12 protein-coding genes are annotated in these 12635 nt (G+C 43.6%); 9 read left to right on the forward strand and 3 right to left on the reverse strand.

The features are described 5' to 3' along the window. Positions 1-112: 112 nt before the first annotated feature. Entirely contained in the window at positions 113-1111 is a 999-nt protein-coding gene (locus tag ELZ11_RS01140; protein WP_137355534.1) for an adenosine deaminase, read from the reverse strand. Positions 1112-1449: 338 nt separating this feature from the next. Between ELZ11_RS01140 and ELZ11_RS01145 the strand changes: the two genes are divergently transcribed. Continuing rightward, positions 1450-1767, forward strand: a complete 318-nt coding sequence (locus ELZ11_RS01145; RefSeq protein ID WP_137355535.1) for a DUF3622 domain-containing protein — start codon at positions 1450-1452, stop codon at positions 1765-1767. 88 nt (positions 1768-1855) lie between these two features. On the opposite strand, the gene ELZ11_RS01150 is transcribed toward ELZ11_RS01145, so the two are convergent. Beyond that, positions 1856-2902 carry a succinylglutamate desuccinylase/aspartoacylase family protein gene (locus ELZ11_RS01150; RefSeq protein ID WP_137355536.1) on the reverse strand — a complete coding sequence of 349 codons (1047 nt, stop codon included), beginning with the start codon at positions 2900-2902 and terminating at the stop codon, positions 1856-1858. A 340-nt stretch (positions 2903-3242) separates the two neighbouring features. On the opposite strand from ELZ11_RS01150, the gene ELZ11_RS01155 reads away from it, so the two are divergent. Continuing rightward, positions 3243-3782 carry a DUF3332 domain-containing protein gene (locus tag ELZ11_RS01155; protein WP_137355537.1) on the forward strand — a complete coding sequence of 180 codons (540 nt, stop codon included), beginning with the start codon at positions 3243-3245 and terminating at the stop codon, positions 3780-3782. A 111-nt stretch (positions 3783-3893) separates the two neighbouring features. Here the strand turns inward: ELZ11_RS01155 and ELZ11_RS01160 are convergent, their stop codons facing one another. Further along, positions 3894-5366: an aminoacyl-histidine dipeptidase gene (locus tag ELZ11_RS01160; protein WP_137355538.1), complete on the reverse strand. Its 1473-nt coding sequence runs from the start codon at positions 5364-5366 to the stop codon at positions 3894-3896. A 465-nt stretch (positions 5367-5831) separates the two neighbouring features. Between ELZ11_RS01160 and vcdP the strand changes: the two genes are divergently transcribed. From vcdP to ELZ11_RS01190, 7 genes are all read left to right on the forward strand, one after another. Beyond that, on the forward strand, positions 5832-5918 hold the full coding sequence (gene vcdP / locus ELZ11_RS24140; RefSeq protein ID WP_483050735.1) for a small protein VcdP: 87 nt from the start codon (positions 5832-5834) through the stop codon (positions 5916-5918). Positions 5919-6400: 482 nt separating this feature from the next. Next, positions 6401-7696, forward strand: coding sequence for an NCS2 family permease (locus ELZ11_RS01165; RefSeq protein ID WP_137355539.1), 1296 nt, complete (start codon positions 6401-6403; stop codon positions 7694-7696). A gap of 41 nt (positions 7697-7737) precedes the next feature. Next, on the forward strand, positions 7738-8202 hold the full coding sequence (gpt, locus tag ELZ11_RS01170; protein WP_137355540.1) for a xanthine phosphoribosyltransferase: 465 nt from the start codon (positions 7738-7740) through the stop codon (positions 8200-8202). Between the two features lie 86 nt (positions 8203-8288). Further along, positions 8289-9536, forward strand: a complete 1248-nt coding sequence (gene frsA, locus ELZ11_RS01175; RefSeq protein WP_137355541.1) for an esterase FrsA — start codon at positions 8289-8291, stop codon at positions 9534-9536. A gap of 117 nt (positions 9537-9653) precedes the next feature. Then, positions 9654-10043 carry a sigma factor-binding protein Crl gene (gene crl / locus ELZ11_RS01180; protein WP_137355542.1) on the forward strand — a complete coding sequence of 130 codons (390 nt, stop codon included), beginning with the start codon at positions 9654-9656 and terminating at the stop codon, positions 10041-10043. Positions 10044-10185: 142 nt separating this feature from the next. Further along, complete coding sequence (proB, locus tag ELZ11_RS01185; RefSeq protein ID WP_137355543.1) at positions 10186-11325, forward strand: glutamate 5-kinase; 1140 nt, start codon at positions 10186-10188, stop codon at positions 11323-11325. Positions 11326-11362: 37 nt separating this feature from the next. Then, positions 11363-12613: a glutamate-5-semialdehyde dehydrogenase gene (locus ELZ11_RS01190; protein WP_137355544.1), complete on the forward strand. Its 1251-nt coding sequence runs from the start codon at positions 11363-11365 to the stop codon at positions 12611-12613. The last annotated feature ends 22 nt before the right edge of the window (positions 12614-12635 follow it).

A 12635-nucleotide genomic window follows, 5' to 3' on the forward strand; every position in this document is an offset into this window, starting at 1 on the left:
TTTCATTGGTTACGTTCAACGTAAAGCCATGAGTTTGTTGGTGGCAAAATTGAAGTTCAAAAAGGGAAGCGCTTGCTTCCCTTTTTCTATTTACGTCGTTCGGCGTTAAAGCTTAATGGATGTATTCGCGTACTTTCGCAATGAGATCTTCTTTTACATAGGGCGCGATAAAGCTTGCCTCAATGGCGTTGATGCTGAACTGGGCTATTTCTTGTTTGGTTAGGGAATGAGCGTCCGCAACGGCTTGGAAGTTGTCATTCATGTAGCCACCAAAGTAGGCCGGATCGTCAGAGTTTATGGTGACACATAGCCCTTTTCGCAGCAGGTCGACGATGTTGTGCTGCTGCATATTGTCGAAGACTTTCAGTTTGGTATTGGATAGTGGGCAAACCGTTAGTGGAATGCGTTTGGCAGCTAGCTCACTGACGAGTTCCTCATCTTCAGCGCAGCGAACCCCATGATCAATACGCGTTGTACCTAGCATAGTCAGCGCATCTGAGATGTTTTGCGCGGGGCCTTCTTCACCTGCGTGCGCCACGGTAAGAAACCCGTGCTCGATAGCTTCTTGGAAAACGTGTTTGAATTTCTCTGGCGGGTTACCTTGCTCTGATGAATCGAGCCCAACAGCGATAATTTTGTCCTTGAATGGTAGTGCTTGGTGCAATGTTTCAAATGCGCTGCCTTCATCGAGATGACGTAAAAAGCACATAATGAGCTGACTGCTGATCCCTAGTTCCTGATCGGCTTGTTTTAGTGCTCGGGTAATTCCATTGACTACGGTTTCAAAGGCGATACCACGCTCGGTATGAGTTTGAGGATCAAAGAAGATTTCTGTGTGTACGACGTTGTCTTGCTGGCATTTGAGCATGTAGGCCCAAGTCAAATCGTAGAAGTCTTGTTCATGGATGAGAACTTCAGCGCCCTGATAATAGATATCGAGGAAAGATTGCAAATTATGAAACTGATAGGCGTCTCGGACTTCTTGAGGGGTGTTAAATGGAATAGAGACATGGTTACGCTTGGCTAACTCAAACATGAGTTCAGGCTCTAGGGTACCTTCTATGTGTAAATGCAGCTCAACTTTCGGTAAATTTTGAATGAAGCTATCCATAGCAACTCCTTAGCTATTTTTGTTATTGGGAGCAGTGTGAGCAAAGCAGTGGTTGGTTGCTTCGCTATTTGTATACGTTTCAGCATAGTTCATTTCCTACTTTTTGATAAAAAACAGCCGAATAACGGGCCTTGGAGCGTCATGAAATTGAGGGGAGTGGCTAGCCGCAAACGATTTACTATTTTGCAGTGTGATCCGCTGCAAATATTTGCAGCAATGTCTATCGTTTTGTGCTCTAATACCGCGCTTACCAAGGGATGGTGTTAAAGATGCTCAGCTTAGATGGAGTTATCAAAGTTGACCGATCCCTTAATGATCTCCCTTAGGAAATAAACAACATGTCTAAGAACAAAAAATTTGATATCCGCCTTTCAGAAAAACGTAACGGCTGGTGTGCAGAAATTACACGTCAAGTGACGTCTCGTAGCACAACAGTATCTAAGCGTGAGACTGGTTTTGAAACTGAAGCTCAAGCAAAAGAATGGGCAGAGAAAGAACTGGCTTCTTTCGTACAAAACCAAGCTGAGCGTAACGAGCGTAAAGCGGACCAGCGTAAAGAGCGCGAAGAAATTCGTCACGCTAAAGAATTAAAAGCAGAGCAAGCTCGTGAAGCACGTGCAAAAGCTCGCGCCGCTGATGAGTTTGACGCTGAATAGTCGCATCAGTTGAATTGAAAAAAAGCCCTGATTAGTCAGGGCTTTTTTGTATCTGAAAGAGTGTTTTACTAACTCGATTTTTGATCAACTAGTTATTAAGTTCAGTTAGCCAATCAACGTCCGCTACTTCTTCTATATAACTCTCAACAGTCAGCTCTACGTCGTCATCGTCTTGTTTGAAATAGGCGATGTGGAACACGGCGTCTCCTTCATTGACCAGTGGTAAAGTTTGCTGACCAATAACGATGCCGCCTTTTGCGGTTTTCATTTCTATTTCTTGGTGACCTAGTGGCGAACTGATGTAGGCGATGGTTTGCCCTGCTTCTACTTTTTCACCAAGCCTCACCATGTTTCTGACTATGCCGTCGGCTTCTGCTCGCAACCAACTGGTAGAACGACAAATTACCGGCAAAGGCAGTTTTTTACGATTGGCACGTAACATGCCAATTTCTTTCATTACCTGATGTACACCTAAATAACCGGCGCGAATAGCCAAATGGTCGAATCGTAAGGCTTCACCACCTTCATAGGTTAATACTGGGATCCCGAGCTTTTCTGCTTCACTACGGAGCGAACCATCACGTAATGCTGAATCTACGATAACTGGTGTCGCGAAAGCGTTAGCTATTTTCAAAGTTTCAGGGTTGGACAAGTTCGCGCGAATTTGCGGTAAGTTTGTCCGATGAATCGCCCCTGTATGCAAATCCAAAATATAGTTGCATCGCTTAACGACATTCTCGAAGAAAGTGAAGGCGATACGTGAGGTTAGTGAGCCTTTCTCACTTCCCGGGAAGCAGCGGTTAAGGTCGCGTCTGTCTGGTAAATAGCGTGATTTATGGATGAAGCCAAACACGTTAACAATGGGTACCACAATCAATGTGCCCTTAAGTTTTTTCGGATCAATGGCATTGGTGATCTGACGAGCAATCTCAACTCCATTAAGTTCGTCACCGTGGATAGCTGCATTCACCATTAGCGTTGGACCTGTTTGGTGTCCATGGATGATTTCAATAGGAATCGAAAGCGGGGAGTGGGTATAAAGCTGCGCCGCTTTAAGTTCAATGTCCATTCGCTGGCCTGCTTGAACGGTATAACCAAGCAGTTCAAAAGGTGGGTTGGGTTTAATTCTTGCCATGAGTTTCTCTGATTAAGTGGCCGATAAAGACGGTAATTCAGCGGAATGTAGCAATCGGGTGTTTTTAGACCAACTCTATTAATTTTTGGTGTCGACAAAAGTTCTTTATAGGCGTCACATAAAATTGTGGGGTGAAGTTTTTGTTGAAAAATATGGCGATATTTGTGGCGCACATAAATGAGGAAGATGGAATTGGAAGAGCCAGTTCTACTGCGCTGAATGGTTAGGTCTTATTTGTAAGACAGCTGACATTGGCTGACATTAACTTGATTGACAGTATAAAAAATGTGGTTACTATCCCGCGCCTTGATATGAATCGAGTTAATTAATAGAGAGCACTATGAAAAAAACAATAACTAGAATCGTTGCTTTATCTGTCGCAGCGATGGCCTTATCTGGCTGTGTGGGCAGTAATGCAGTGACGGGCTACTTAATGAAGTTCAACCTTAAAGCCGTGGATAACCGCTACGCTCGTGGTGGTTTGAATATTCTATTAGCGCCTGTATATGGTTTGACTGTTGCAGCGGATTATCTTGTCTTTAACTCACTAGAGTTCTGGACCGGAAGCAACCCATTAACTGGCACACCGCATATCTTCGATAGCAAAGTCGATACGATGTTAGATATCAACGACCAGCTTGATCCATCACTGACAGAGGCACCCGTAGGTCCTATTTCCAGTGTTGATATGATCGAAAAGGGTCAAATGCGGAAAATCGATGAGAACACGATTCAAATGGATATTACTTACCAATCTGGTGAGCGTGCGACTTTGATCGGTGTTCGTGACGGTGAAATGGTCACTTACTTTATTGACGGTGAGATTGTGGCTCAAACATCAATTGATGAGCTAGAAAGCTACGCGGCCACTCGCGCATAAGCGCTTTTGCTTGTCGGCTTCATCGCCACACAAATAATCAGACCTAAAAAAACAGGCGCTAAGTTAGCGCCTGTTTCTTATTTATATTGGTTTTCAAACTGAAAAAGCAGATTACGCTTTTTCTGGGATAGCTTCTAACAAGGCTACCATTTGGTTCCAGAATAGCTCTACAGTATCAATTTTCACTTTCTCATCTGGAGAGTGAGGGAACTTGATCGTTGGACCGAAAGAAACCATATCCATATTCGGGTACGGTTCTTTGAACAGACCACACTCAAGACCAGCGTGGATAACCATGATGTTTGGCTTATGGCCGTAGATGCCTTCATACATGTTACGGAAAATGTGCATGATTTCAGAGTCCGCATCTGGTTTCCAACCTGGGTAAGCGCCGGAAAATTCGATGTTTGCACCAGCAAGTTCTGCAATAGAGTGCAGCATGCTTTCAACTTGAGAACGGCCAGAATCGATCAGTGAACGAATCAGGCAAAGCACCGTAATTGTGTTTTCTTCTGTAGTGATCACGCCTACGTTCAAAGAAGTTTCCACAACGCCTTCAATTTCGTCGCTCATGCGAATCACGCCGTTTGGACATGCGTTCAATGCTGCAATGAAGCGTGCTTGTTCAGCTTGAGCCATTACACCTTGCTCTACAGTTACTTCTTCATTGAAAGTAACAATGCTGTCTTCAATTTTACCTAATTCAGTAGATAGCAACTCAGTGTAGTAGTTGTATAGAGATGCCAGCTTCTCTTGGTTTTCTGCTGGAACTGCAACAGTTACAAAACCTTCACGAGGAATGGCATTACGTAGGCTACCACCTTTGAACTCTACCAGGCGTAAATCTAATTCTTGAGCGTGACCAGCTAAGAAGCGAGCAAGCAGCTTGTTCGCGTTGGCACGGCCTGTGTGGATATCACAGCCAGAGTGACCACCTTTAAGGCCTTTTAATGTTAGCTTACGAGTAACATAGCCTGCTGGGATTGCGTCGCGTGTGATATCGAATGTCATTGCACCGTCGATACCGCCAGCACAACCCATGTAAACTTCACCTTCTTGCTCTGAGTCTGTGTTTAGAAGAATGTCGCCTTCTAACCAACCTGCTTCAAGGCCGAATGCACCTGTCATACCAGCTTCTTCATCTACAGTCAGTAGAACTTCAAGAGGGCCGTGCTTGATTTCTGTCGATGCTAATACTGCAAGACATGATGCCATGCCCATGCCGTTATCTGCACCTAGAGTGGTACCTTTCGCAGTTACCCATTCGCCATCGATGTATGGTTGGATTGGATCTTTAGTGAAGTCGTGAACCGTGTCTTCGTTCTTTTGTGGAACCATATCGATGTGAGCTTGTAGCACCACACCTTTTTTATTTTCCATTCCTGCTGTTGCTGGCTTCTTGATGAAAACGTTACCTGTTGGATCACGTCGTACATCTAGGCCTTGCTCTTTAGCCCAAGAAATAATGTATTGAGCTAGGGCTTCTTCATGTTTTGAAGGGTGAGGAATAGAGCAAATTTTATCGAAAAACTGCCAAATAGGCGCAGGGGATAAGTTGCTAATTTCAGAATGGAATTCAGACACGGATGACTCCTGTTGTGTTTAATGACCATATCATTGATGCAATCATACTCAATATTCAGAGTTATAAACTGCATGAAAGGATCTAACTTTGTGGCCGACAGCATACCATTAGCTAGGGAGCTGGAGTAGGGATTATGATTGAGAAATGTTTCAATATTTGAAACTCACACAAGGCGTCAATTGATCACAAAAGCCAGTTAATCGTTTGCTTGCATACTTATTTGGAATAAAGAGAGTTTTAACTGTCAATTTTGTAATTAAATTACAGGTTTTTGATGGTTTTATCAGTTTGTATGAAATATTTGTGACTCATATCAAATAAAACTTGTAATCTTTTTTCTTGGGTTGTATATTAACACCAACTTCAGCGCGAAGAGTAAATGCTCAAAGGATGAGTCCGTTTTATCGCCTCCATGGAACCGAGAAATCAAAATTGTATTTAATTGATTTAATAAGGTGATAGTTATGAAAGGTTTACCATCTGCAATGTTCTGGCTTAACAACTCTGTTTACACTGGCAACTTTGCATACCCAACAAGCTTTGGTTACTAAGACCAATTGCATGTGACTTGAACGTTATGTTCACCCCTATATATTGGAATTTTTTTACAACCCTTTTGGTTGAGTAATTCTACCGCCACTCAAATTTGAGTGGCGTTTTTTTATCTGTCGAAAATCACTGCCTACTTTTTAATCGTCAATTGACGACTTTCCTGCTTATTACTGAATCTGTTGAAGCAACTCGGAGTTTTTCTATACTTTTACTAATGGAATGCCGTTTAGTTTCCTGAAAAATTAGTACATAGTTCAAAAATACACCGCCATTTTATAGATGCTTTCCAATTTGTTACTCATTGTTTTAATTAGGTTTTTAATCACTATTCTATACTTGTTAATCGTACCGTTTCATAACGGCGTACAATAAATATCGATTAGAGCCTTAATTCTATCTGGAATTTGTTATTTGATGACTTTATAATCCGAGGCCAATCGATTACGCAACCGTTTACTTTTTACCCTTATAGGATTCGATTATGCTCGAAAGGCTATTCAAACTCAGTGAACATGGCACAAATGTGCGCACTGAAATCATCGCAGGTATGACAACCTTCCTTACGATGGCTTACATCATTTTTGTAAACCCAGCGATGCTGTCTGATGCAGGAATGGACCATGGTGCCGTGTTTGTCGCGACGTGTTTAGCGGCTGCTATTGGCTGTTTCATCATGGGCTTTGTTGCCAATTACCCAATTGCGCAAGCGCCTGGCATGGGTCTTAATGCCTTCTTTACTTACGCCGTGGTTTTAGGCATGGGCCATACATGGCAAGTCGCGCTAGCAGCGGTATTTGTATCGGGTATCTTATTCATCCTATTGAGCGTGTTTAAAATCCGCGAGTGGATCATTAACTCAATCCCGATGTCACTGCGTACAGGTATTTCTGCGGGTATCGGCTTGTTCTTAGCTTTCATTGCTTTGAAAAATGCAGGTATTGTCGTTGATAACCCAGCGACTCTAGTATCAATGGGCGCAATTACATCGGTTCCTGCTGTACTAGCATCAATTGGTTTCTTCCTAACCATCGCTTTAGTACACCGCGGCGTGAAAGGTGGCGTGATGATCGCTATCTTGGCGGTAACGGTTCTAGGCCTTATTTTTGGTGATGTACAATACGGTGGCATCATCTCTGCTCCACCAAGTATTGCACCTACCTTTATGCAGTTAGATTTCTCTGCTGTATTCGAAATCGGCATGATCTCTGTTGTATTCGCATTCTTATTTGTCGATTTGTTCGATACCGCGGGTACTTTAGTTGGCGTTGCACAAAAAGCTGACCTTATTGGTAAAGATGGAAAAATCCCACGCCTAAACAAAGCACTACTTGCTGACTCTACAGCAACAACTGTCGGTGCTGTGTTGGGTACTTCAAACACAACTTCTTATATTGAAAGTGTTTCTGGTGTTTCTGCCGGTGGTCGCACTGGTTTAACAGCAGTTGTGGTTGGTATTTTCTTCTTACTTGCATTATTCTTCTCGCCATTGGCGGGTATGATCCCAGCATACGCGACAGCTGGTGCGCTTTTCTATGTAGCAATTCTAATGCTATCTGGTTTGGTTAGCATTGACTGGCGTGATCTGACAGAAGCTGCACCTGTTGTTGTGACGTGTCTTCTTATGCCACTGACTTTCTCTATTGCAGAAGGTATTTCACTAGGTTTCATTGCATACGCTGCAATTAAACTGGCAAGTGGTAAAGGCCGTGATGTATCCATCAGTGTATGGGTAATGGCTGCAATCTTTATTTTGAAATACGTTTTAACTGCTGCTTAATTCGTAAACCAACAAGCTTATAACTATTAGGTTTAATAACTATGACGACTAAATTCATCATCTCTTGGGACAACATGCAAACTTATTGTCGCCAACTAGCTGAAAAGCAAATGCCAGCAGAGCAGTGGAAAGGTATCTGGGCAGTAAGTCGTGGTGGCTTAGTACCTGGCGCTATCCTGGCTCGTGAGCTAGGTATTCGTCACGTAGATACAATTTGTATTTCTAGCTACGACCACGATCATCAGCGCGACATGACAGTTGTTAAAGCTCCAGAAGGTGATGGTGAAGGCTTCCTAATCGTAGAAGATCTAGTGGACAGCGGTGATACTGCACGTAAATTGCGTGAAATGTACCCGAAAGCGAAACTAATCGCTGTATGTGCTAAGCCTTCAGGCGTTGATCTTCTTGATGATTACATCGTAGACATTGCACAAGACACTTGGATCGAGCAGCCGTGGGATACTGGTATCAACTACGTTGAGCCAATCAACCGCAAGCAAAAGTAAGCGCTAGCTATGATTTATTGAAAATGACCCTTTATAGGGTCATTTTTTTTTATACTATTAGACAAACACCTAATCAAAATAGCCTCATGTCCGAAGAAACCAGTAAAAACCTTTCTGAAACGCTGTTTGTGAAACATAAACAAGCGAAAGAAACCTCGATGTTGACGCATTACATGCCGAGCTCTGAAGAGCTATTAGAGGAAAAGCGGGAGCAACAGAATAGTTCTTGGTATCGTAATTTACGCCGCTACCAATGGATATGGCAGGGTATTGACCCAATCGAGCAAGAAGCGGTCTTATCTCGAATTGCATCGTCGAAAAACTCTCGTACAACCGATGAGTGGCTCGATACTGTCATGGGCTATCGCACTGGAAACTGGGCATACGAGTGGACCAAACTGGGCATGCAGCACCAGAAAACCGCTAACGATTTAGCCGGAGAGGCGGCTGCTGACGAACTGTTTTCGGCTTCTTTATGTTTCAGCATTGCTGGATACCCACATTTAAAGAATGACAACCTTGCCATTCAAGCTCAGGTGTTAGCGAACTCCGCCTATGATGAAGCGGCTAAGCTGACTGACTTCGTCATCAAAAAGATCGACATTCCCTATAAGAATAAGAAAGTCAGAGCGACGTTACACCTGTCAGATACTTCTAAGCCGCAACCTGTGGTGATTGTGAGTGCAGGACTAGACAGTTTGCAAACCGATATGTGGCGTTTGTTTAGAGATTACCTCGCCCCTAAAGGCATCGCGATGATGACGGTTGATATGCCGTCAATTGGCCATAGCTCTCACTGGAACTTGACCGAAGACTCGTCTTGCTTACACCAAGCGGTACTTGAAGAGCTGCCGCGAATCCCATGGGTCGATCACTTTAAAGTAGGTTTGTTTGGTTTCCGCTTTGGCGGTAATGCCATGGTGCGTTTGTCATTCTTAGAACCGAAGAAAATCAAAGGCTGTGTGGCATTAGGTGCGCCTATTCACGACATTTTTGCGAATTCAGATAAGCTTAAAGCGATGCCAAAAATGTACTTGGATGTTCTATCGTCCCGATTAGGTAAAGCCCCTGTGGACATTCATAGCTTGGCCGGACAAATGATGGCTTGGTCATTGAAAATTCAAGGCTTTTTATCGAACAGTAAAACGGAAGTGCCAATTCTAGCGATGTCTCTTGAAGGAGATCCTGTTTCTCCAGCGATGGATAACCGTTTAGTGGCGCTGTTTAGTCAGTACGGTAAGGCTAAGAAAATTAATGCAAAATCGATCAGCAAAGGTTATGAGCAATCCCTCGATTTGGCGATAAAGTGGTTAGAGGACGAATTATTTAGGTGACATTTCTCCTAAATTAGTTAAGCATGATATTCATATGCTATAAGTATATGATCCTTGGTGATAAATCATAACAACTACTGAGGATAGTCATTCTTAACATTGAAACGGAGATTCAATATGTCAGAAGTGGCAAAAAATCCAACTCATTATCGTTTGTTAACTGCGCTAAAGGCCATTGGGCCATACCTTCGTGAACCTCAATCTGAAGAGGGACATTACCTTTTTGATTGCTTATCTGTTTGTGTTAACGATAAGAAATCACCAGAAGAGCGAGAATTCTGGGGATGGTGGCTCGAATTGGATAAGTCGGAAGAAGGATTTTCGGCAAAATACAATGTAGGTAAATATAACCTAGCCGGGGACTGGGATTCACACGCTTTACCTAAGAAAGCTGTTGAAGAAGTTAATCGTACTCAAGAAGCATTCCATCAAAAGCTTGTTGAGCTGCTTTCAAAACAGTTTGAACTAGAAGTGGTACTCGACGAAGAGTCTGTTGAATTCGTCTAACTTCGACCGCAAAAGCTAGTATTTCTAGCTGTATTCCTGCCAAACGAATAAAAAGGTGCTAAATAGCACCTTTTCTACTTGTGAATTGATGTTTTGATTGCTAAAACATCACCTCTTAATTGTTTTTTCTTTAAAAGACTTCATGACATCAAATCATCAAAGCGGGACCACAATGCAGGCTAAAACTGTTGTTGTAAAACTGGGTACCAGTGTCTTAACTGGTGGAACCTTGGCGTTAGATCGAGCTCATATGGTTGAGCTTGTGCGTCAATGTGCTGAATTAAAAAAACAAGGCCATTCTGTGGTCATGGTTTCGTCTGGCGCGATTGCGGCTGGACGTGAGCACTTGGGTTACCCCGCCCTCCCCAATTCAATGGCGAGCAAACAGTTGCTGGCAGCGGTTGGGCAGAGTCAATTGATTCAGGCATGGGAGTCTTTGTTTGCAATTTATGGTCTTAAAATTGGCCAAATGCTGCTAACTCGAGCCGATCTTGATGATAGAGAGCGTTTCTTGAATGCAAGAGATACTATCAATGCGCTGGTTGATAACGACATCATTCCGATCGTTAATGAGAACGATGCGGTAGCGACCAATGAAATCAAAGTGGGTGATAACGACAACTTGTCTGCGTTAGTGGGTATTTTATGTGGTGCAGACAAATTATTGCTACTGACCGACCAAAAAGGTCTGTTTACTGCTGATCCTCGTAAAGACCCAAATGCCGAGCTCATCAAAGAAGTAAAAACTATTGATGATACGCTACGCAAAATTGCGGGTGGTAGCGGTACGACATTAGGTACTGGCGGCATGGCAACTAAACTTCAAGCGGCAGACATTGCTCGTCGAGCGGGTATAGAAGTCATTATCGCCGCAGGCAGCGCGGAAAACGTGGTGTTTGATTCACTAAGCGATAACCCGCAAGGGACCCGCTTCCTACCTTTAGCGGAAGCACTAGAAAACCGTAAACGTTGGATATTGGCTGGACCTGCATCAATGGGCGACATCGTAATCGACGATGGTGCAGTGAATGCGGTGATCAATAAAGGCAGTAGTTTATTAGCGAAAGGCGTGACGAAAGTGAGTGGTCAGTTCTCGCGTGGCGAAGTAACTCGAATTACTGATAGCCAAGGACAGGTCATCGCTCGAGGTATTGCTAGCTACTCAAGTCAGGATCTGACGAAAATTGCAGGTAAACACAGTAAAGATATTGGTGAAATCTTGGGTTATGACTATGGCTCTGAAGTGATTCACCGAGATGATCTCGTGGTTATCCAAGAATAGATTCAAGAATATTTAACAGATTTAGGGAGAGTTAAACGTGGATTTAACCAATATGGGTAAAGCAGCTAAAGAAGCTGCGTTTCACCTAGCGACTGCGTCTACCGCACAGAAAAACCAAGCATTGGCGATTATCGCGGATGAACTTGAAGCAAATTCCGCCGCTATTTTAGCGGCTAATGCAAAAGATATTGAATTAGGTCGTGAAGCTGGCCTGACAGAGGCGTTACTTGATCGCCTGCTTTTAAATGAAGAACGATTAACAGGTATTGCCAATGACGTGCGCAATGTCATTAGTCTGAATGATCCTGTTGGCAGCGAAATTGATAGCAAGGTGCTAGAAAATGGTATGTCACTGTCTCGCCGTCGAGTACCGCTCGGCGTGGTTGGTGTTATTTACGAAGCGCGCCCGAACGTGACCATCGACATTGCAGCCCTATGCTTAAAAACAGGTAACGCCAGTATTTTACGTGGTGGTAAAGAAACCTTTTTCTCTAACATGGAACTAGTCAAAGTTATCCAGTCTGCGTTAGAAAAAGCCCAACTGCCAGCGGCATCGGTGCAATACATTGAAAAGCCAGACCGTGAATTAGTGTCTCAGTTGCTTAAGCTCGATGATTACGTGGATATGATTATTCCACGCGGCGGCGCTGGCCTGCACAAAATGTGTAAAGAAAACAGCACAATACCGGTGATCATTGGTGGTTTTGGTATTAGCCATATCTTTGTTGATGAGAGCGCTGACCTTGAGAAATCTGTGGATGTGGTTGAAAACTCGAAAGTACAACGCCCATCAGCATGTAACTCATTGGATACGTTGTTAGTTCATGAAGCCGTTGCTGAAGCCTTCCTAACTAAGCTGAAACAACGTCTAGCGGGTAAAGTAACCTTGGTTGCTGATGCGAGTGCGAAATCGTTACTGTCTGGCTTTGAAGACCAGCGTGACGCAGTTGAAGGTGACTTTGACACAGAATGGCTAAGCTACACATTAGGTATAAAAGTGGTTGCGGATGTTGCAGAAGCGATTGACCACATGCGCATACACAATGCGAGCCACTCAGATGCGATCATGACCAACAGCTTAGATAGCTCTGAGCGTTTCATTAATTCTGTAGGCTCAGCGGCTGTTTACGTTAATGCTTCTACGCGCTTTACTGACGGCGCTCAATTTGGCTTAGGTGCCGAAGTGGCAGTTTCAACTCAGAAGTTACACGCGCGTGGGCCAATGGGCTTAGAAGAGCTGACAAGTTATAAGTGGGTAGGAAAAGCCGACTACTTAGTGCGCAGCTAATCGATGATTAGTGCTTAATAAA

This window comes from Vibrio profundi (assembly GCF_005281835.1).
GTDB lineage: Bacteria > Pseudomonadota > Gammaproteobacteria > Enterobacterales > Vibrionaceae > Vibrio > Vibrio profundi.

Excerpts from the sequence above, each read along its gene's own strand:
- proB (WP_137355543.1), top strand. The coding sequence starts at position 10,186 with ATGACATCAAATCATCAAAGCGGGACCACAATGCAGGCTAAAACTGTT.
- crl (WP_137355542.1), top strand. The coding sequence starts at position 9,654 with ATGTCAGAAGTGGCAAAAAATCCAACTCATTATCGTTTGTTAACTGCG.
- ELZ11_RS01165 (WP_137355539.1), top strand. The coding sequence starts at position 6,401 with ATGCTCGAAAGGCTATTCAAACTCAGTGAACATGGCACAAATGTGCGC.
- ELZ11_RS01145 (WP_137355535.1), top strand. The coding sequence starts at position 1,450 with ATGTCTAAGAACAAAAAATTTGATATCCGCCTTTCAGAAAAACGTAAC.
- frsA (WP_137355541.1), top strand. The coding sequence starts at position 8,289 with ATGTCCGAAGAAACCAGTAAAAACCTTTCTGAAACGCTGTTTGTGAAA.
- ELZ11_RS01150 (WP_137355536.1), bottom strand. The coding sequence starts at position 2,902 with ATGGCAAGAATTAAACCCAACCCACCTTTTGAACTGCTTGGTTATACC.
- ELZ11_RS01155 (WP_137355537.1), top strand. The coding sequence starts at position 3,243 with ATGAAAAAAACAATAACTAGAATCGTTGCTTTATCTGTCGCAGCGATG.
- vcdP (WP_483050735.1), top strand. The coding sequence starts at position 5,832 with ATGAAAGGTTTACCATCTGCAATGTTCTGGCTTAACAACTCTGTTTAC.
- gpt (WP_137355540.1), top strand. The coding sequence starts at position 7,738 with ATGACGACTAAATTCATCATCTCTTGGGACAACATGCAAACTTATTGT.
- ELZ11_RS01140 (WP_137355534.1), bottom strand. The coding sequence starts at position 1,111 with ATGGATAGCTTCATTCAAAATTTACCGAAAGTTGAGCTGCATTTACAC.